20 protein-coding genes and 1 pseudogene are annotated in these 18,543 nt (G+C 40.3%); 1 reads left to right on the top strand and 20 read right to left on the bottom strand.

The genetic code is table 11. From position 1 onward, the window contains the following. Positions 1 to 2 precede the first annotated feature (2 nt). From A2536_08535 to A2536_08515, 5 genes are all read right to left on the bottom strand, one after another. Complete coding sequence (locus A2536_08535; GenBank protein ID OGF46807.1) at positions 3 to 317, bottom strand: NADH-quinone oxidoreductase subunit K; 315 nt, start codon at positions 315 to 317, stop codon at positions 3 to 5. Then, entirely contained in the window at positions 310 to 834 is a 525-nt protein-coding gene (locus A2536_08530; protein OGF46806.1) for a hypothetical protein, read from the bottom strand. Before A2536_08530 ends, A2536_08535 begins: the two co-directional genes overlap by 8 nt. 211 nt (positions 835 to 1,045) lie before the next feature. Continuing rightward, the gene (locus A2536_08525) at positions 1,046 to 2,041 is read right to left on the bottom strand and encodes a hypothetical protein (GenBank protein ID OGF46805.1); all 996 of its coding nucleotides are present in this window, start codon (positions 2,039 to 2,041) and stop codon (positions 1,046 to 1,048) included. Beyond that, positions 2,038 to 3,822 (bottom strand): hypothetical protein, encoded by a 1,785-nt coding sequence (locus A2536_08520; protein OGF46804.1) that lies wholly within the window; start codon positions 3,820 to 3,822, stop codon positions 2,038 to 2,040. The genes A2536_08525 and A2536_08520 overlap by 4 nt, the downstream gene beginning before the upstream one ends. A 152-nt stretch (positions 3,823 to 3,974) precedes the next feature. Further along, the gene (locus tag A2536_08515) at positions 3,975 to 4,856 is read right to left on the bottom strand and encodes a hypothetical protein (protein ID OGF46803.1); all 882 of its coding nucleotides are present in this window, start codon (positions 4,854 to 4,856) and stop codon (positions 3,975 to 3,977) included. Positions 4,857 to 5,068: 212 nt separating this feature from the next. Here A2536_08515 and A2536_08510 point away from each other — a divergent pair, with 212 nt between their 5' ends. Further along, the gene (locus A2536_08510) at positions 5,069 to 6,643 is read left to right on the top strand and encodes a peptide chain release factor 3 (GenBank protein OGF46802.1); all 1,575 of its coding nucleotides are present in this window, start codon (positions 5,069 to 5,071) and stop codon (positions 6,641 to 6,643) included. 189 nt (positions 6,644 to 6,832) lie between these two features. On the opposite strand, the gene A2536_08505 is transcribed toward A2536_08510, so the two are convergent. The 15 genes and pseudogenes from A2536_08505 to A2536_08435 all read right to left on the bottom strand — a co-directional run bounded on the left by A2536_08505 (position 6,833) and on the right by A2536_08435 (position 18,421). Further along, a complete protein-coding gene (locus A2536_08505; GenBank protein OGF46801.1) occupies positions 6,833 to 7,633 on the bottom strand; it encodes a hypothetical protein in 801 nt (266 codons plus the stop codon). Positions 7,634 to 7,659: 26 nt separating this feature from the next. Further along, on the bottom strand, positions 7,660 to 8,508 hold the full coding sequence (locus A2536_08500) for a hypothetical protein (GenBank protein OGF46800.1): 849 nt from the start codon (positions 8,506 to 8,508) through the stop codon (positions 7,660 to 7,662). Between the two features lie 3 nt (positions 8,509 to 8,511). Beyond that, complete coding sequence (locus A2536_08495) at positions 8,512 to 10,188, bottom strand: hypothetical protein (protein ID OGF46799.1); 1,677 nt, start codon at positions 10,186 to 10,188, stop codon at positions 8,512 to 8,514. A 61-nt stretch (positions 10,189 to 10,249) separates the two neighbouring features. Then, on the bottom strand, positions 10,250 to 11,005 hold the full coding sequence (locus A2536_08490) for a hypothetical protein (protein OGF46798.1): 756 nt from the start codon (positions 11,003 to 11,005) through the stop codon (positions 10,250 to 10,252). 423 nt (positions 11,006 to 11,428) lie between these two features. Next, positions 11,429 to 12,853 carry a hypothetical protein gene (locus A2536_08485; protein ID OGF46797.1) on the bottom strand — a complete coding sequence of 475 codons (1,425 nt, stop codon included), beginning with the start codon at positions 12,851 to 12,853 and terminating at the stop codon, positions 11,429 to 11,431. Between the two features lie 220 nt (positions 12,854 to 13,073). Beyond that, positions 13,074 to 14,198 (bottom strand): cysteine desulfurase NifS, encoded by a 1,125-nt coding sequence (locus A2536_08480; protein ID OGF46796.1) that lies wholly within the window; start codon positions 14,196 to 14,198, stop codon positions 13,074 to 13,076. A gap of 15 nt (positions 14,199 to 14,213) precedes the next feature. Continuing rightward, complete coding sequence (locus tag A2536_08475) at positions 14,214 to 14,528, bottom strand: sulfur reduction protein DsrE (protein ID OGF46834.1); 315 nt, start codon at positions 14,526 to 14,528, stop codon at positions 14,214 to 14,216. A 21-nt stretch (positions 14,529 to 14,549) separates the two neighbouring features. Continuing rightward, a complete protein-coding gene (locus A2536_08470) occupies positions 14,550 to 14,750 on the bottom strand; it encodes a hypothetical protein (GenBank protein OGF46795.1) in 201 nt (66 codons plus the stop codon). After that, entirely contained in the window at positions 14,720 to 14,908 is a 189-nt protein-coding gene (locus tag A2536_08465; GenBank protein ID OGF46833.1) for a hypothetical protein, read from the bottom strand. Before A2536_08465 ends, A2536_08470 begins: the two co-directional genes overlap by 31 nt. Positions 14,909 to 15,050: 142 nt before the next feature. Beyond that, on the bottom strand, positions 15,051 to 15,668 hold the full coding sequence (locus A2536_08460) for a hypothetical protein (protein ID OGF46794.1): 618 nt from the start codon (positions 15,666 to 15,668) through the stop codon (positions 15,051 to 15,053). Next, entirely contained in the window at positions 15,665 to 15,922 is a 258-nt protein-coding gene (locus tag A2536_08455) for a hypothetical protein (protein ID OGF46832.1), read from the bottom strand. Before A2536_08455 ends, A2536_08460 begins: the two co-directional genes overlap by 4 nt. Before the next feature lie 472 nt (positions 15,923 to 16,394). Then, positions 16,395 to 16,925 carry a hypothetical protein gene (locus tag A2536_08450; GenBank protein ID OGF46793.1) on the bottom strand — a complete coding sequence of 177 codons (531 nt, stop codon included), beginning with the start codon at positions 16,923 to 16,925 and terminating at the stop codon, positions 16,395 to 16,397. Positions 16,926 to 17,010: 85 nt separating this feature from the next. Continuing rightward, a complete protein-coding gene (locus tag A2536_08445) occupies positions 17,011 to 17,676 on the bottom strand; it encodes a hypothetical protein (protein OGF46792.1) in 666 nt (221 codons plus the stop codon). 39 nt (positions 17,677 to 17,715) lie between these two features. Next, positions 17,716 to 17,940: a hypothetical protein gene (locus A2536_08440; protein ID OGF46791.1), complete on the bottom strand. Its 225-nt coding sequence runs from the start codon at positions 17,938 to 17,940 to the stop codon at positions 17,716 to 17,718. Between the two features lie 151 nt (positions 17,941 to 18,091). Then, positions 18,092 to 18,421: pseudogene (locus A2536_08435) on the bottom strand (antirepressor). Positions 18,422 to 18,543 lie beyond the last annotated feature (122 nt).

The following is an 18,543-nucleotide window of genomic DNA, read 5'->3' as shown; positions in this document are numbered from 1 at the left end:
TTCTACCATTTTAGAAGATCCATTTTCTCAACATACACAGACTTAAGTTTTCTATATATTGAAAGAATAAGAGCCAGCCCGACTGCAGTCTCCGCCGCGGCAAGCGTAATAATAAATATCGGAAATATTATCCCGATAGAGTTTTCCAAATTAAGAAATTTGTTAAACGCAACCAGATTAATATTTGCAGAATTAAACATAATCTCTATCGCCATTAGAATACCAATAGCATTTCTTCTGGTCAATACGCCGTAAACACCGATTAAAAAAAGCACCAGACTGACTATTAATATTGTATAAAAATACAGACTATTCATCTTTTTTACCTACAATTGCCATTGCACCTATCAAAGCGGCAAGAAGAACTACGGATGCCACTTCAAAAGGAAGCACATATACCGTGAGTAAAAGCCGTCCGACATCTCCGGTAATTCCTCCCTGCAAAACTGATTTTTCAAAACCCTGTAAACCGGAGGTCAAAATAGCATAAGAAAGCATTATAAAAAGCAGAACACAAACAATGATTGCCGGAAATTTCTGTTCGTTTGTCTGCTGTAAAAGATGACTTTGTACCCTAGAGGTAAGCATTACGGCAAAGAGAATAAGAACAATAACCCCTCCGACATAGAGAAGTATCTGGACAATCCCGAGGAAATCCGCATCAAAAACAAAGAACATGGCGGCAACAGAAAGTAAAAAAACCGCTAAAAACAAAGCAGAATGCATGACGCTTCTGACCGAAACCACTAAAAATGCAGAAGCAATAGCAATTACTGCGAATAAAAGAAATATCCCATAAGTTACCGGAACTACACTTATAAAAGACAAATCCATGCTTTACTTTCTCCTTAAAAAAACAAGTAACGGCGTCAAGATACAAAAGCACCGTTAATCTAAAAATTATATCATTTATAGGAGCATTTTTTCAAGGAGAAATTACGTGTGGTACATGAAACTATTGATAGATATTGTTTTATCTGTGACATCGCATTTGCATCTCGTCAAAAGATCCGTCTTAACAACAGATAATCTACTCGAATTTCAACTAAAAGTTTATGGTCAAAGACGGGTAATGCAGCAGTCCAAAAGTTGACAGGATAACAGAATAATCAATTTTTAAGTTTTCATAGACAAAACCGACTCCTGCAGAGATATTTGCTTCCGTGCCTTTAAGAGAAATACCTGCACGAATATTTAAATCCTCCATAAACAGATAATCCGCGCCAAACGCTTCCGAAAAAATACCGCCGCGGGGCCTTTCCACATCTAACGTAAGCATTAAATCTTTTCCCCGGAATCTTCCGTCATTCCTGCCTTTTTCCTGTCTTTTATTGAATTTTTTAACTCCGGAGCTCATTGAGGTATTCCCGACACTTTTTATCTTCTTTTTTTCAGGTTCATTCACAGAAAGCAGATACGCGACTCCCGCTCTCACAGTAATAGGAGCCGGATCACTCGTCTCGTTTAATGTCGCCCCGAAATTCTTTGCAATAAAACCGATACTCAGATCTTTATCAATAAGATACAGCAATCCAAGATCAAAAAATACCGCGCTTTGAAAAAAATCGTCAAGAGACATGTAAGTATATTTTGCATTTAATCCGAGTGAAAGCTCGGGCATTGCCTTAGGTAATGGAACAATAGCCCAGGAAAAAGTTGTAGCAGAGTTGTAAACAAGAATAGTTCCAAGTAAGGTTCCTGAATCATCCAGCTTTTCAAAACTATTCCAAACAAAAACCGTATTAACACCAAAAGTCATATTTTTAACAGGCAAAGCCACTGCTGCATACTCACAACGGGTATCTACAATATATTCCGAATGCATAAGGGAAAGCTCCATTTCTTCTATTTGAACAAGCCCCGCGGGATTATAGTATATCGCATCAACATTGTTTGCAAGTCCGGTAAATGCACCGCCCATTCCGATAGGCTTAGCACCAACATTGATTTTTAAAATTTCATTTCCTGTGCTTCCGGCGCCGGCATGAACGAGCGCGGCAAAAGCAAGAATTATCAGTGCTTTAAATTTATGTTTTCTCATTTTTTCTTCACCAATAGTTTACCTTTGGCAGTCTTAGTACCTGACGTAGCGACAACATAATATATACCGCTCGCAACTTCCTCTCCTGCCGTATTTTTTCCGTTCCAGGAAGCAAAACCGGTATCCGCATAAATTTCTGTTCCCGCTTCAGAAAGTGTCCTTATTTTCTCTCCTGACATACTATATATGGCAACTGTAAAGGATTGATTTACAGCCCCGGTGGCAATATTTAACTTTGCGCCCTCTTCTCTCGGATTAAACGGAATCGGATAACAAACCGCTTTGCTTACCGGAGCCAGAATATCAAGAACCCCGACGGTGGTTGATATAGTAGTGCTTAGACCTGCGGCCTCCGTAAATTTTATATCAAGAGTATGAGTAGTACCTTCATGCTCCGCAGTAGGATAGAAGGAATATGGTTCGTACGCACTGTCAAATTTCCCGTCTGAGGCAGAAGCCGGTACCCAATCTCCGCCATCCACACGATACATGACGGAAGATATATCTTTTATGGTAAAGCCTGATATCGGACCCCAACAAGGTCCAAAATCAGAAGAAACACCGGGAGGGGTTCCCGCTTTAGCTACTCCCGTTAATATTTTACCTCCTAAAGATACAGTTCCGGAAGGCGGTACTTCAAGCAAATCCATAACAGCATTTGCATTCAAATCAACCCAACCCAGCTGAGCTCTTGTGTAGGTACAAAAAGTTGTACCTGTGCCTGTTTTCATTATACAGTTTGGTTCAACAGCACCTAAATAATTAGTGTTCGGTGTGGAATAATACCCGCTGGTTGTAGCAGCATCCGAGTTCCCGTTTCCCGAATACTCATCCTGACCATAATAGATATGAACCGCTTCATGGGCTCCAGCAGCATGGTTAAAGTTAACGGTATAAGGCCCGCCAAAGTATGCAAACGATCTTCCATTTGTAGCTTCTACCTCAAAATCCATATAGGCCCAATCCGTTTTATAATTCTTCTGCAAAGTATTGCAATACGCTCTTTGACCGGAAACACCAAGAGCCGTTAGCACTTGAGGCATCCATTTGGCAATACCCGCTGTTTCAACGCTTATAGTAGTGCTCCCATAGTTAGCCGGCTCAAAGTCTACAGGGATTGTTTTAATCTCATAGATAAAAGTAATATGCGCTTTTGGCTCCGAGGCAATAAATTTATTCATCTCAGTTTGATAAGTGCTTGTATAAGTAGCAATTTCACCCAAGGTCCAGGTATGCACGATTGGTTCACTAGTCCCGTTACATTGAGGAAAGATAATACCTATTGCAGTACTCCCAAGAAGATAACCGGTAGTCATATAAGTAGCAGGCTCAGGAAGCACCTTACCAAAAAAACCCGGACTTTTATATTTTGCCGCATTGTAGTCAGGCGAAATAAGACAATCACTCCCGTCAAAGAAATAGGAAGGAAGAACTTCTGGTGCCGCAGGTGCTTTTTTAAGAGAATCCCGGTTTTGATTCCAGGCAATTGCGCCAATATTTGCCGAGCCGGTTAATGCACTTATTACCTGACTTTCAATTTTATCCGTATAAATCCCGGTTATTCCGTGAATGTTTTTTATTTTTTCACTGTTTTTATCATCTACAATCAAAACCGAAGGAGGGTAGATATGTTTAATCCAGACACCATTTACCTCTATATACTGCCTTGCCGGAGTCAATCCGTCAAAAGTTGTCGAATTTACCAGAATGAGCTTTTCCGCGGCCTGGATGAAAATGCACGATAAGATAACTGCAAATATTAAAATCATTTTTTTAAACATACATTCATCCTCCAAAAAGATATTTGCCTACAAGCTATGGCTGATTATTTTATCAAATCCAATGAATTAAATCACCTGCTATTAATTAAATTTTCAGACAATTAAAGAAGCAAGTAAAACAAATGTATTAAGTCAATTTGCTACGAAGATACTTACCTATTCAACGGCTTTCCGGACAAATGCGGTTCGAGTTTTGACAGATCTACATTAAATTGACTCAAAATAGTAGGCACAATATCCGCCTGAGTACCATTATTTATAACCGTCTTATCATTTGCAGCTAAAAATATCTCCGGAGATTTATTATGATTTTTTGACCCCTCGTTAAAACCATGATCAGCCGTAACATAGATGAGGGTTTTATCGTAGATCTTCAACTCCTTTAGCTTCTCCATAATTCTCCCGATCCAGGCATCCTCAAGGATAAAAGCGGCTTCATATTCCGGAGAGTTCTCACCATAACCGTGACCTTCTGTATCCGTATCCTTAAAATGAAAGAACATAAAAAATCTTTTATCCTTATATTGTTCCAGATAACCTAAGGCTTTCGGACCGACAACTTCTACGAGTCTCGTTTCATCCCCGTCCCAGACATCAATATTATTTTTTGCATTAAAATATGGCTGGGAAGATTTCTTCGCACCCATATACCCCTCTTTTCCCATTACCATTACCGTTATAATATTATTTTTCCCCTCAGCTTTTTCCAATCTCTCACAAATAGTGAATCCTTCAGGTATAGCCTTGTAGTTTCCATTGGTTACTACATTGTTAATCTCTTTTGAAAGCCCTGTTAACATCTCTGCGTGTCCCGGGCCGGTTTCCGTCTGATGTCCCTCAATTCTTATCTCCACAAGAGCACCGTTTGCTTTTAACTCTTTTATTGCAGGTAACTTACCGGCGCCAAGCAGTTCATAAAGATGCGCTCTTTGCGCTCCGTCAAGAGATATCAGGATAGCATTTTTAGTTTCGGCTGAAGCCGAAAACACAAAGAGCATGCAAAATAATACCGGGCGTAAAAATATTCTTAACATGAGGTTACTCCTTTTAATCATAAACCGGAGTGTTACTCCGGCTATTCATAATATATTTAATTATTGTAACATACATAGTATTCCCAAATAAATGATTTTGAGTTTTACAAACAAGATCAAAACAGTTATAATAGCTTTAGTCCCCGGACTACAGGGAAAGATATTAACATAGCCGGCTTAAGCTGGTTATTTTTTTTCAAGAGGCGGTATTTTTGAGCCAAATAGATGAGATAAATAAAAGAAAGACTTTTGCAATAATCAGTCATCCTGACGCAGGGAAAACAACCCTTACGGAGAAGTTTTTGCTTTTCGCGGGGGCAATACAGAGCGCAGGCGCGGTAAAATCAAACAAGATCCAAAAAAGCACAATTTCCGATTTTATGGAAATAGAAAGACAACGAGGAATCTCGGTTGCCTCGGCGGTAATGAGTTTTGAATACAAGGAAATGAATATCAACCTTCTGGATACTCCGGGTCACAAAGATTTTGCAGAAGATACATATCGAACGCTCACAGCAGTTGACAGTGTGATCCTCGTGGTAGACAGTGTCAAAGGCGTGGAAGAGCAGACAGAAAAGCTTATGAAAGTCTGCCGCATGAGAAATACCCCGGTTATTATATTTGTAAACAAACTCGACAGAGAAGGCGGAAGCCCTTTTGAACTCCTTGATGAGCTGGAAAACAAACTTAATATAAAGGTAAGGCCTTTAAGCTGGCCCATAAGCAGGGGTTCCGACTTTAAAGGTGTTTATAACCTCCACAATCAAAACCTTTATCTTATGCGCTCCCAGGGAAAAGATGTTATCGCAGTTTCTGACCTCAAAAACAAATTACTGGACGAACAGATAGGGGCGAACCACGCAAAGCAGTTAAGAGAAGATATGGAGCTCTTTGACGGGGTTTATGATCCCTTCGACAAGTTTCATTATCTTTCGGGTACTCTGGCGCCTGTGTTCTTCGGCAGCGCGCTTAATAACTTCGGAGTTAAAGAACTTCTGGATACGTTTGTCGAAATTGCGCCCGGACCGGGGCCTATGATGACCGAAAGCCGTAAGGTCCTTCCGGAAGAACCGGCTTTCAGCGGTTTTGTTTTCAAGATACACGCAAATCTAGATGCCCGTCACCGGGACCGTATTGCCTTTTTCAGAGTCTGTTCCGGAAAATTCGAAAGGAATAAATTCTACCATCATGTCCGCTTAGGAACAGAACTTCGTTTCAACACCCCCGCAAGCTTTTTAGGACAGAAGAAAGAGCTCATTGAAGAAGCTTACCCCGGAGATGTTATCGGACTGTATGACAAGGAGAATTTTAAGATAGGAGATACTTTAACCGAAGGCGAAGAGCTCAAATTCCACGGAATACCCAGCTTCTCTCCGGAGATATTTAAAGAACTAATCCACACATCCATGAAAGCAAAACAGCTGGAGAAAGGAATCCACCAGCTCACAGATGAAGGTCTGGCTCAGCTCTTCACCTTTACCTATGGCCGCCGCAAGATCGTCGGAACAGTAGGTCAACTACAATTCGAAGTAATTCAATACCGCTTAAAACACGAGTACGGCGCCGAGTGTCGTTTTGAGCCGCTAAAGTTCTACAAAGCCTGCTGGATAACCTCTAAAAACCCGGTAATGTTTGAGGATTTCTGCCGTTTCAAAGCCGACAGTTTGGGCTACGATAAGGATAAGAACCTGGTCTTCTTTGCGGAATCAGAATGGTCCCTCAACTACTTCATGGAAAAGTACCCGGACGTAGAGTTCCATTTCACTTCAGAGTTTAAGAAAGGTTAAATTCCCCTTTCCCTAGTTCATCCGCCCAGGTGGATTTCGCAAAGAATATATGGTCTAATATTTAAACCTTTGCTTAACGTTCCCCTGATCTATTCATTATCCTCTTCTTATCTATTCTCGATTCTCTGCTCCACCAGGAAGGTACGGTTGGGGGTAATGTCCGTACTAGATACGGAATCCAGCGTCTTTTTACTTTTTCTTTAATTTCTCAAACGGCCGGTTAAATATCTCTTTATTCATATATTTTGCTTTTATTTTAGACGTCCTGCGAAGCTTCGCAGTGAGTTCACGGGCTATACCTCCGCCGGAACTCATAACCACTTTTTGTTTCAAGCTCTGCCTTAAAGCATAGTTACAATCTTTACATCCGAGCTCTCTTCTTACGCCTATAGGCCTATACTCATTATGGCCCATTTCACATTTCCACCACACTTTTTTTGACGAGTGCGGCATCACATCATAAGGAGTGAGTGTTCCATTCCTTGAAGGATGCCAATCTTTAGCCGTATCCGGATAATTCGTCGCCAGACAGCTATCTTTACATACCCTATGATGACTGCAGCAGGGACAGCCAAATCCTTGATTTCTGCTTGATATTGCAGCGTCCCACTCGTGTCCATTTTTGCAAATCCACCATACTTTTTTTCCTGAGCCGCCGGTTACATCATTTGGCGTCAGCTTCCCGTTCTTTTCTTTATTCCAATTTTTTGCAGCATCAGGCCTTTGCACGGCAAGACAATACTCTTTGCTGGCTTTTATCTTAGAGCAATAAGGACATCTCGCTCCTTTATTTCTATTTCTGATAACGCTCTGCCATTCGTGTCCCTTTTTGCACATCCACCAGGCGCTCTTTCCTGATCCCGCCTGCAAATCATCAGGGGTAAGCTTCCCGTTCTTAACGGGGTGCCATTCCTTGGCAAGCTTTGAATCCTTCACTTTTAAATTATTTTTTTCATTAGCTCTTCTGAAGCTTAAAACTTCCTTCCCCATTTCAACCCGCCTCTCCTGTCAGATATTTACTTCTTTTCAAAACCTTCACAGAAAAACTCCTTACCGTTTTGCCCGTCAATGCGCGTTAAATTACAGAGAATTTTTTGCTCCGGATCACTGTCATACCTGCAAAGCAAACACAAACCCGGCTTTGGAATATACTTTGGTTCCACCTGCGTCCCATCATCCAAAAAGTACCCGTCTTTTTCTTCAATCTTTAGTTCCTCAAGGTCTGCTTCTTCCACTCCCATTTCTTCAAAAAACTGTTTGTCTCTGCATTTTTCGCACCGCTTTGGCGGTTTAAATCCGTTTTTGGTAAATTTTTTCTGTTCAGTCGGAGTAAACTTAAAGTATCTACCACACTCAAGACATTTCAGTTCTTTAGTTTCCGTATTTTCCTTACCCTCCGGTTCCTTAAGGTCAAGGGCGCTCATTACTTCTATTTGTTTTTTCAACAGCACGCTTTCCCCTTCCGAGTATAATATCTCTATCTTCTTTCTAAAAAATGATTTTTGATCAAACACAAATTCTTCCAGCATCCTTAAATGCTTCACTTTCCCGCAATTTTCGACATAACAATCAACAGAACCTCCGGGACATTCTTTTCTATGACATATTCTTCCCAGATACTCCGCGGATTTATCAAAGACAAAAATATCCAGATTCAGTATCTTGGCGCGAGTCTGTCTTGAAAGTTTCGCTATATCAATAATATCCTTAACATCTTTCAAAACCATGGCAATATCAAGGTCAAGCGGGTTTGGGTCTCCCCCCGCCACCGAGCCGGCAAGGGCAATCTCCAGGACGCTCTCAAATCCCTTAACTTTCCCTACAAACTCCTCTGCCATATGTCTAAAAAGTTCTCTGTTTTCCATGATTTAATATTTGCGTATCCTCTCAATCAGAGTTTTTTTGAGTCTATATTTAATTCTAATGGTATCAATATATTGTTGAAAAACACTCTCTTTTTTTAATTTCTTGCAGAGTTTTTCTATCCGGTCTATAAATCCTACGGCCTTCCAGTAATGCGTGCTTCCGTCCGGCACAATGTATTCCACGCATTTTTGAAAACAAAATATTGCTTTCTCAGGATCCGAAGCTGAGAATAACTTGCCGAATCTTTCCATGGCATATCTGTCTTCCGGATACGTTAGTATCAGTTCATACGCCTGCAGCAGTTCTTTTTCTTCTATAAGAATATCAACAATGATATCCGGCGATCTGTCTTTTTTTGCTATTAAAATAAGTTTTCCTTTGATCTCTTGCCAGTTATCGGGCCTTAACGACTTAATTTTCTTATAATATTCTAAAGAAGGTCTATATTTATATCTCTGTATCAATATGTCAGCCAACCCTTTAGAATCTCCTTTATCTTCATAAAGAGCTATTAGTTTATTAAACAAATCGTCTTTTAATCCTCTTTGTTTAAGAAGTCCTTCCTTTAACACATTTTCGGCTTCCTCAAGATATCCTTTTTGCATTAAAATCTGCCCCAGAGTCTCATAGTCTTCTGTAATGGCCAGATGCTTTTTCATGAAACTTATTCCTTCCTGCGTTTCTCCGGAGTTAACGCGCAAAAAAGCGCAAAGCTGGACACAAAACTGAATGTCTATCCTCATACTGGTTTTATTAAACCCGTCTGTTTCATTTCCAAGTGTTTCTTCAGCGTCTTTTATTGCTTTCTCAATATCCGGGATTAAAAGATTTGTTTCTTCTTTTGTCAGATGAACGGACTCCAGTACGACTTTCAGACAGTCATAATACCCGTAACCGTCGTCACACCATTCTTTGTAGAGAGTCTTGATTATCCTGTTCTTCATTACAGAGCTTTTTGCAATATCCAGTAATTCTGTCAGATATCCGGCAGCAGCCGATATTTCCATGCCAAAACTACCGCCTGAATCATCTACATCATTAAATATATTCTTCGCTTTCGAGAAAAAGTGACCTAAAAGCTCAAGCGCTTCTTCTGTGTTTTTTGATCCTATCCGCGCGATTGCGTTGACTATTTCAGACGACTTTTCGGCAACGATGTACGCGCCTTTGTATCCAAAATACCTGTTTTTCCTGAAAGTTTCGTTTATTTTCTTTTTCATTATAGCAGAGGCTTCTTTTATCTCAATTCCACCGATAATAGAACGGAGTAATAATTCCTCTTTCTTTTCTTCCGGCAAACCCTCGTTAATTATTTTCACAAGTTCTTCCTTGGACTTTGCAAGAAGCGACGCTTCAAATTTGTCTTTTTCTTCTTTAGCGGCTTCAATATTTCCGGACACATGCCGGCTGTTATGTTCCAAAAAGACAGCAATAATATGCTTGCAGAACTTTTCACCTTCATAGGGACAGTTGCAATGCGCCGACAGTTCAAGAGAGTCATCTTCTTCCATATGCACAGTATAAAATACGTCACCCCCACTGGCTTCAACGCGCGCGGTAACAGAACGGCTGTCTTCTCTGAAATCCTCTATTATTTCACAATCAAATATTTCCCGCCCCCGCTCATAAACCAGAGGCAAAGCCAGATTTTCAATATGTCCAATGTTCAGTATATTCATTTTCTCCCTTTGTCATCCCGAAATCCGATTTTTTGGGATATCAGGGATCCCCGCCAATACTTCATTGGCGAGATCTCGCCTTGCAGGCGGACAGCGTCTTTTTAAATAATTCCCGCAGCTTTTTGTTCTCTTTCTTCAAATCTTTGTTTTTAATAACTTCAATCACTATTGGTTTGTTAACAGGGTCATATGCTTCATTACAGATAGACGCATTGATTAGAGTAGTCTGTTTATTTAACTTGTGCTTACCATACCCGCCGTGAATATGCCCGTGAATGACATATTGAGGAAAGTGCAACCTAATTGGCGTAAGCAAGGCATTACAACCCAGATGTTCTCCTTCAGTGACTGTTGAATCAAGAAAACCTTTCAACGGACTATGAGTTACTATAATATCCGGACTTCCTTCTTGAGAAATTTGTTTTCTGTAAACTTCTTCCAAACCTGTTTCATTTGTCATGAATGCCCAGTTTTGAAAAGCCAGCGTCCAGGGACTGCCGAATATTTTTACGCCCTCTATTGCCGCACAGGAGTCCTGAAGATAGGTTATTCCTCTTCCTTCTAAAAACTTTTGTACATCATTAAATCTATCTTGAAACCCAAAATCATGATTACCTGCTATCAGTATTTTGTGTTTATAAGGCAGTTCAGCATACCAATCAAAAAACATAGCAATCTGTCCCAATTCTCCGACATTTGTACAATCCCCGGCATGAATAATCATATCCCCAGCAGGCAGTTTCTTTTCCATAGATTTATGAAGTCCGTGAGTATCACTTATGCAAACAACCTTCACAGTTTCCTTAAATTCCGTCATCAGAAATCCCTCGTTGTCATATCAATTCACTTAATTGGTATACTGACAAGCCGTCAATATACCGTTAGCTAAATTAGTATACCATTTATTTTCCCTTGCTAAACATTACTGTTTCTCTGATTAGTCTAAATAAGGGGGAAATACGTGATTTTTCTTGTAGTTGCTCAATTTCCGCCTGAGGCGGATCTGTCTAAGACATGATATTGAGCTTTTTAAAGGCGCCCTATAGTTGAGTAACTACAAAACTACGAAAATAACCATCATGAGGAATCTCCCCCATCCATTTATCCTTGGATCTTTATATTTTGTATATCTTTTCAGCATAGATTAGTTATCTTCCTTTTGTTTGCACTCAACCTTACATCCAACTTAGTATCGACTGATACTGTACTGGCACTCAACTAGTACTGACAGTATTTATTATCATTTGTTTTCAAGTAAGGCTTTTCCATGTGTTGTAGCCCTATATTTCTGATTCGGGCTGTTTGGTTTATCCGGAATTGTCAGTTCCAATATTTTATTTTTCACAAGCGGAGCTATTATTTCTCTTCTGAAATATTTTCGGTCTTTTATTTTTAGTTGTTTTTGAATCTCACTCATACTCCTGGCTTCCCTGCAATATTCAAGGATAGCATTGGTTCTTTCTTCTTCCCGAGCTTGGGGGGTAGCTTGAGGGGTACCCCCCAAGCTTATAACCGTCTTAAATATCTCATCTTCAAAAAACTCGGCTTTGCCTTTGGTGTCATACTTTGGCAGATATCTATTTACATTGACAATGCCGGAGCCGATTTCATCCGCCCAGCCAAGTTGCTGAAAAAATCCTGATATTAGAGGATTCTTTTGAACATGATAGTGACTGGCAAGTGTTATCGGACCTTTCCTTCTCGGAATACAAGGATTCGTTGCTTCAACCCTATCTTTATAGATAATCAATTCCGCAGGAAAAGCACTGGTATAATCCCTGTGTACAAGCAAATTCCCTGCAATCTCTCTGAATATCTTTTCCCTGAGACTTAACCTTGTATAACCTTCCATATAAAACGGATCCGGAAGATATCGCTCAACAAACCCCATCATAAGTAAATATGTTTCAATAAGGTTTTGTTTGATCTCAAGGCGGTCATCGTACCTGTCAACATTGATTCTCTTTACAAGGCAGTCCACTTTATATTGAGGCATAATCGAGCGTATTGTTTCTGTTTTACCAAACAGAAGAATTGCAGCCAGAGTCGGGCCCTTATCAGCAGACCTTCCTGAATTTTTATACAATTCTGCTTTTTCAAGGAACTCTTCATTCTTGTAAGCCAGCCAGGGATGTCCCGGTTTCCCTGAGGCAATATAATTTCGCGCCTTAGCTATGGTCTTCCCGTCTAGTTGTTTGTACTTTATATCCTTGTAAACCTTTGTTTCCGCGTAATAGTTCTGTTTTTTTATATATATTTTTGATATTTCGTCCTGAGAAGCGAGTTTGAGATCACTCTCGCCCCGTCTCGCATAAACAACTCCCTTTAGCTTGTGCACTCTTGAGCTCTCAGGAACCGAAAGGTGCAAGATGCTCTTCCCGTTGAGTTCATATCGTACCGGCTCCAGAGATACCGCAGGATCAATTTTATTGGAATTGCTCAGGGTGGTTATTATCTCTGTCCCTGTTTTTTCCAAGGAAGCAGGATCTACCCCGTCCACAATGCCCTTGTCGTTTACGCCGACAAAAATGTCCCCCCCTTCTGTGTTCATGAACGCGCAAACGCTCTCATAAAAAGAATTCCCAACACCATCGCGTCCGGATTTAAACTCAAGGTGCAAGCCCTCTTTCTGCCTTATAAGCTTTTTAACCTGCTTAATTTCCATGAAACCTCATTATAAAATTTGCTGTTTCTTTAAAATTAGAGACAATAGTCTCTCCTATTAAACAACGCCCCTTCTCTTTTCACCCAATAAATCAATTACATCTGTATTTTACTACAAAAACAAAGGAAAGGCAAAGGGATTAGAGAAAAGAGGGAGGAAATTAGACCTATCGAAATCCTAATGAACTTCAGAGTTTAAGAAATGAGCTATAACTTTACTTTTACTTCTTAAGGGCTTTGTTTAGTATTGCTAATGCATGTTCAATATCATTTTTTGTCGTGAACAAGCCCAAACTAAATCTTATTGCGCCAAAGGCTTCCTCTTTTTTCATCCCCATAGCCATAAGAACTTTCGAAGGTTCAGAAGAATTCGCGTGACAAGCCGAGCCGGTGGAAACCGCCAGGGACGGTATTTTTTCCAGTAGTTTATTGCTGTTAATACCTTTGAAGCTTATATTCAGGGTATTAGGAAGACCGTTTTCCGGATCCCCGTTAAACATCGTTTCAACTTTCAATTTCTTTATTCCAAGATAAAAATAGTCTCTCAGGTTTTTTATCTTTTTAGAGTGTTTCTCCATTTCCTTTTCCATGAGCTGACAAGCTTTTCCCAGGCCTGCGATTTGTATAACATTCTCCGTCCCGGCTCTGCGACCACGCTCATGACCCGCTCCTAATATCAGCGGCTGCAGACCTACGCCTTCTCTGATATAGAGAACACCGATACCTTTCGGCGCATATAACTTATGCCCGGCTACCGTAAGAAGGTCAACGCCCAACTCCTCAACCTTAGTCGGTATCTTCCCGACGCTTTGAGCGGCATCCGTATGAAATAATATCTTATATTTTTTTGCAATTTCAGAAATCTCTTTAAGCGGCTGAATCGTTCCCACTTCATTATTCGCATGCATGATAGTTATCAAAATTGTAGAAGGTTTTACTGCTTTCCTGACAGCATCAGGACTTACGCGGCCATACTTATCTACAGGCAAGTAAGTCACCTCAAATCCTTTTTTCTCAAGGTACTGACACGGTTTTAGGACCGCAGGATGCTCTATCCGGGTAGTAATTATGTGATTACCTTTATGTTTAAGCAGTTCCGCTGCGCCGCGAATAGCATAGTTATTTGATTCCGTACCGCCGCTCGTAAAAACAATCTCTTCCGGCAAGCATCCCAGAAGAGAGGCAACTTGCTTTCGCGCGTTTTCAACCCCGTCATGCGCCTTCTTCCCCGCCCAATGCGAACTCGAAGGATTACCGAAGTATTCATAAATATACTTCTCCATCTCTTTTGCCGCGAGCGGATGTATAGGCGTTGTAGCATTATAATCCAGATAGATTTTTTCCATAACGGAAATAACTCCTTAGAATGTTACAACCTTATCCGATTCTTTTATCATCTGGTACAGATCTTTCATTGTTGAAAGAGGACACAACTGACTGCCGTCTTTCTGCCTTTGTTTTAGGCAGGTTCCGCATGCAAGTATCTTGCCGCCTGCATCCAAAAGCTTTTGCGCCAGCTCAACTATATTGTATTTTGCACCAGAAAGGGCTTCATACTCCACACCCTTGGCAAGGAGGAATACACTTACATCATCCTTTTCTCCAAGCGAAAAATTTGCCAGCCGGAACGCGTTCCAAACCACCTCTGCTTCATTTGAATATATTACTATTCCCAGTTTCATAGAGACCTCCGGTTTTTAAATTGTAAAAATCAAGCCCAGTATAGCTCCCGTAATGGCTCCGCGCCAGGGACTTCCGGCTAAAGGACAGGTTCCGCCGGCACAGCTGAACAAGTATCCGCTTCCCGCGCCGATTAAGGCACCGACGACAACTCCGATAATTACTTTGAATACCATTTTCTTTTCCTTTAGGATATTTTTATGGATTTGCTTTTGCATACTCTCTCACAACCCCCGAGACGGTCGCATTTTGAGGCATCCGTCACTTTGCATTTCTTCGTCTTCTCGTCAATATAGAGTATTCCCTGCGGGCACATATCAACGCACTTTTTGCACCCCGTACACGTTACTTCATTTATTATCACATTTTCAGCCATATTTTTCTCTCTCCTTTCCATATACTTCCCTCCCTTTCTAAGGGGAGGGATAGGGTGGGGATCATTTTTTTTTATTAACTTAAAATATTTCCTTACTAAATAATCTCATGGAAGTTGTTTTCCCTATATGATCCAGGTCACATTACTCCAAACAACATTCACATTCGCCTTTCCAGGCTTCTATTCCTTCTTTTACAAGAAAATACACTATAATGAGCCCGACCACAGGATCCGACCACCACCATCCAATCAACGCATTAAGAATCAGACCTATTAGAACAGCTCCGGAAAGATAACAACACGCAAGAGTTTCTTTCGAATCCGCTATAAGACTGCGGCTTTTCAACTGCATGCCGGTCCTGTACTTCATAACATATAGTATCGGCATAATAATGAGCGACAGTATTGTTATAGCAAACCCCAGGATACTTGTCTGCGGCACTTCATGTAAAACGAGTTTACTTATGGAACTGTATAAAACGTAAGCGGATAGGATAAAAAACGTCATCGCTACGAATTTTTCCGCCCTTCTCTCTATCTTTTCTTCTTCCTCTTCACTTACTTTTTTCCCCGGAGAAAACCGCCATATCATCACCCCTCCGGATAAAGATTCAACAAAACTATCCAACCCAAACCCGACAAGCGAAATACTCCCCGCCGCAGCCCCTGCAAAAACCGATATCAGCCCTTCGGCAATATTATATAAGACAGTGAAATAAGACAAAAGTAGAGCGCGTTTTTTCAGATTAATTTTTTTCATTCATTCATCCAGGAAAGGTCGGGAAGGTTATTCAATTTTTCCACATATCTTTCTTTGTTGTACGGTTCCTTCTTTTTTAGCACATCAAATATTTCAGCAACGATAACACAGCCGATATGCCTCATAACTTCATCATGGTCTTTAAACTGTTTCATCAGCCTGTCGTAGGTCAGTTTTGTTTCCGGAGGATTATTTTCGCTTATCTGCGTATTTATTACCTCAATGAGCTGCTGCCTCAGAAGCTCTTTTCGAATAAGTTCATCTCCATAAATGCTGTCTTCACCGTAGACCGCAGGATCTGTCTTATCTAAGATGCCTTCACAAATTTTTAATTTCTTCTTTGATTTCTCATGATTATAAACCTCTGCGGACTTACGTCCGGAGTTTCGGCAAGTGGAATTCAATTTATTATTCATGCCGCATTCATCCACGGAGTTACCTCCGTGGTTTTCTGCGGCATACTCGCCATAAACAAAACTCACGCACCCGTCCAGATGTTCCATATCTTCATCGGGCAGTGTAAGGGTGTAATTTTTGCCATTGAGGGGAGCAGTTTCAATTGCCTCTATTATATCGGGATCATCAATAATACATTCGTCAAGAAGAAATTTCCGCTCTTTTTCGGTCAACAAAATAGTTAACCCCGGAGTTTTCCCCGCGCCGCCTTCAATTACCTTAAATTTATTGTCGCTCATATCTTTCCGCCTTGTTGATGAATTTATATTTTCAATCTTTTTTTGTGGATATTTTAATTCCAAGAAGCACTCCAAGCAAATCAACGGCATACACATACGCCGGAGCAAGCATCGGAGTCCTGTTCATCAGCTTGATGGTATTGCTCAAGTTCTCCTCGCTCCAGCCGGTATCCGGGTTATCTATATAGTTCCACATATATTTAGTATGATCAACCATTGCCCCTACGACTCTTCTGTTATTCGTAGGGCCAAAACTCACATTTTTTATTTCTTCAACCAGTTTTTGTATCAAAGCGCCGTCCACACCGTCCTGAAGAAGAGTTTTCCCCAGTTCCCGCCTCAAAATCTTCCCCAAATCCCGAATCTGTTCCCTGTTCACCTGAAAAGCAATAACGGTATACACCGTTTTATCATTCATAAATATAACATTCTTCTTCCTATCCAGATAAAACAAATTAGCATGCCAATCCCCAAGAGTTGTACTGCCGCCGGCATCAACCGCCGCCATTTTCGGTTCTATCCCCATCTCTTTCATAAGTTTTACGGTACATCTTATAATCATTTTTCCTCACAAACTGTCAGGGGACTGCACCGACCCTGGGGCTGTCCCCAATTTTTTGTCGTTGTCCCTAATTTGGATCGGCTCCTCATAAAGACGTTCCTGTATCTGTATATACTTTCACTTCATTATATTTCTTCGCCATAAGATAAAAATAAAAACTGTATTTTCTCATCATTTTCTGCCAGCTCATTTCATTCTTCTTTTTCTCATAAAGCTCCGTAAAGTTTTTCTTTAATTCCGCAAGATGCTCTTTTCTGAAGATACAACTTGCTCCGGATGCGAAATTTATCCCATCAATGGAAAGAATTCTTGCAGACAATAAAAATCCGGACTCCATATCTGACTGGCTCAAATTAATATCCATTATCCGATATTTCTCCCCTGAAAATACATCCATTACATGAAGCAACTTGCCTTCTTCAGAATCATTGATAAAAAACAATGAATAAAAAGAATCTTTCATCGCCTCTGCAAATTTGTATTCTTTGCGAGTTAAACTGCTTCCAAGTGTCTTTATATATTGATCAATCCAGAATTCGCCGTTTCTTTCAATATCATAAATTGCTCTATCCGGCAAATAGTTTGTATCATTTTCTCCAAAAACAATTATTTCATTTTTCAATATACGCAAGTCTTTTGCAGCTTCAAGAATATATTCTTTTGGCAAACCTTTATATATCCGGTTATTAACCAGTTCTAAACCAACGCTTCTCCATTTTCTATATTTCGAGATTTCGCTTTCAAAAAACAAATATCCTCCTCAACCAAACATTTATTGTGTTTGCCCGTCTCAAGAGGGGCTATCTCCGATATTTTTTTTAAATCTTTTTTCATATATTTCTTCTATCCAGTCTCTGACAGGGAGTTTCCATTGATCCTTGGGATTAGGAATATTTTTAATTAAACTTAGAGGATTAAGTCCCATCTCCTTCGCCATTTGAATATGTCTTGCCGAAAGCCGGCATTTTCTGTACGCCTCCTGCCAGAGTTCATCCTTCTTTTTATTATTTCCCATTTTCTTCTCCTGAATCTGAAATTAATGTTCTCATTTACACAGACAGCATCTTCAATATTGACCACCAATGTAGCAAGGGCACTTGTCATTTCGTTTTATTATTTATGCGTTCACTTTCGTGTTTTTATTGGTCGCTGTCCCTAATTTGATTTGCAAACCATAATTTGATAGGCTCAGCTTTTGGGCTTGGTACAGATTGAATAAGACGCAAAAGGGGTTCCGGACCGGCTACATCAGTAAGGTATTTCTTGCCATCAGCAGCTTCCAATTTCAGTCGGTTACATTTTGTAACCGACTCACTTCCTTCCTTCTTTAACCGGTTTTTCAATACTTTCCAATAATTTCTTGCAGATTGATAATCCGGCTGTTGAATTAGCACGGAAATGATATCAACCACCGAGAAGTACCACATCTCATTTTCCTCATCGTAATGCCGCCGAATTTTATAGTTTTCAAATACAGCTAACGCGTTATCTGTCATTTCACACCTCTTGTAAGATATTTTAGTCGAGTAGAACGGTGACGTAGTGATTACAGGCTCTTCTTGGCTGTATCCGTCGTTTCCAACTTCGTGCCCGTTTAGATTTGCCATATCCTATTTCC

This window comes from Candidatus Firestonebacteria bacterium RIFOXYD2_FULL_39_29 (genome assembly GCA_001778375.1).
GTDB lineage: Bacteria > Oederibacteriota > D2-FULL-39-29 > D2-FULL-39-29 > D2-FULL-39-29 > D2-FULL-39-29.
This window is presented reverse-complemented; position numbering and strand designations above follow the sequence as displayed.

Excerpts from the sequence above, each read along its gene's own strand:
- A2536_08480 (OGF46796.1), bottom strand. The coding sequence starts at position 14,198 with ATGGAAAAAATCTATCTGGATTATAATGCTACAACGCCTATACATCCG.
- A2536_08530 (OGF46806.1), bottom strand. The coding sequence starts at position 834 with ATGGATTTGTCTTTTATAAGTGTAGTTCCGGTAACTTATGGGATATTT.
- A2536_08515 (OGF46803.1), bottom strand. The coding sequence starts at position 4,856 with ATGTTAAGAATATTTTTACGCCCGGTATTATTTTGCATGCTCTTTGTG.
- A2536_08535 (OGF46807.1), bottom strand. The coding sequence starts at position 317 with ATGAATAGTCTGTATTTTTATACAATATTAATAGTCAGTCTGGTGCTT.
- A2536_08495 (OGF46799.1), bottom strand. The coding sequence starts at position 10,188 with ATGAATATACTGAACATTGGACATATTGAAAATCTGGCTTTGCCTCTG.
- A2536_08460 (OGF46794.1), bottom strand. The coding sequence starts at position 15,668 with ATGAAAAAAATTAATCTGAAAAAACGCGCTCTACTTTTGTCTTATTTC.
- A2536_08500 (OGF46800.1), bottom strand. The coding sequence starts at position 8,508 with ATGGAAAACAGAGAACTTTTTAGACATATGGCAGAGGAGTTTGTAGGG.
- A2536_08465 (OGF46833.1), bottom strand. The coding sequence starts at position 14,908 with ATGGCTGAAAATGTGATAATAAATGAAGTAACGTGTACGGGGTGCAAA.
- A2536_08450 (OGF46793.1), bottom strand. The coding sequence starts at position 16,925 with ATGATTATAAGATGTACCGTAAAACTTATGAAAGAGATGGGGATAGAA.
- A2536_08470 (OGF46795.1), bottom strand. The coding sequence starts at position 14,750 with ATGCAAAAGCAAATCCATAAAAATATCCTAAAGGAAAAGAAAATGGTA.
- A2536_08485 (OGF46797.1), bottom strand. The coding sequence starts at position 12,853 with ATGGAAATTAAGCAGGTTAAAAAGCTTATAAGGCAGAAAGAGGGCTTG.
- A2536_08490 (OGF46798.1), bottom strand. The coding sequence starts at position 11,005 with ATGACGGAATTTAAGGAAACTGTGAAGGTTGTTTGCATAAGTGATACT.
- A2536_08525 (OGF46805.1), bottom strand. The coding sequence starts at position 2,041 with ATGAGAAAACATAAATTTAAAGCACTGATAATTCTTGCTTTTGCCGCG.
- A2536_08440 (OGF46791.1), bottom strand. The coding sequence starts at position 17,940 with ATGGGAAATAATAAAAAGAAGGATGAACTCTGGCAGGAGGCGTACAGA.
- A2536_08505 (OGF46801.1), bottom strand. The coding sequence starts at position 7,633 with ATGGGGAAGGAAGTTTTAAGCTTCAGAAGAGCTAATGAAAAAAATAAT.
- A2536_08520 (OGF46804.1), bottom strand. The coding sequence starts at position 3,822 with ATGTTTAAAAAAATGATTTTAATATTTGCAGTTATCTTATCGTGCATT.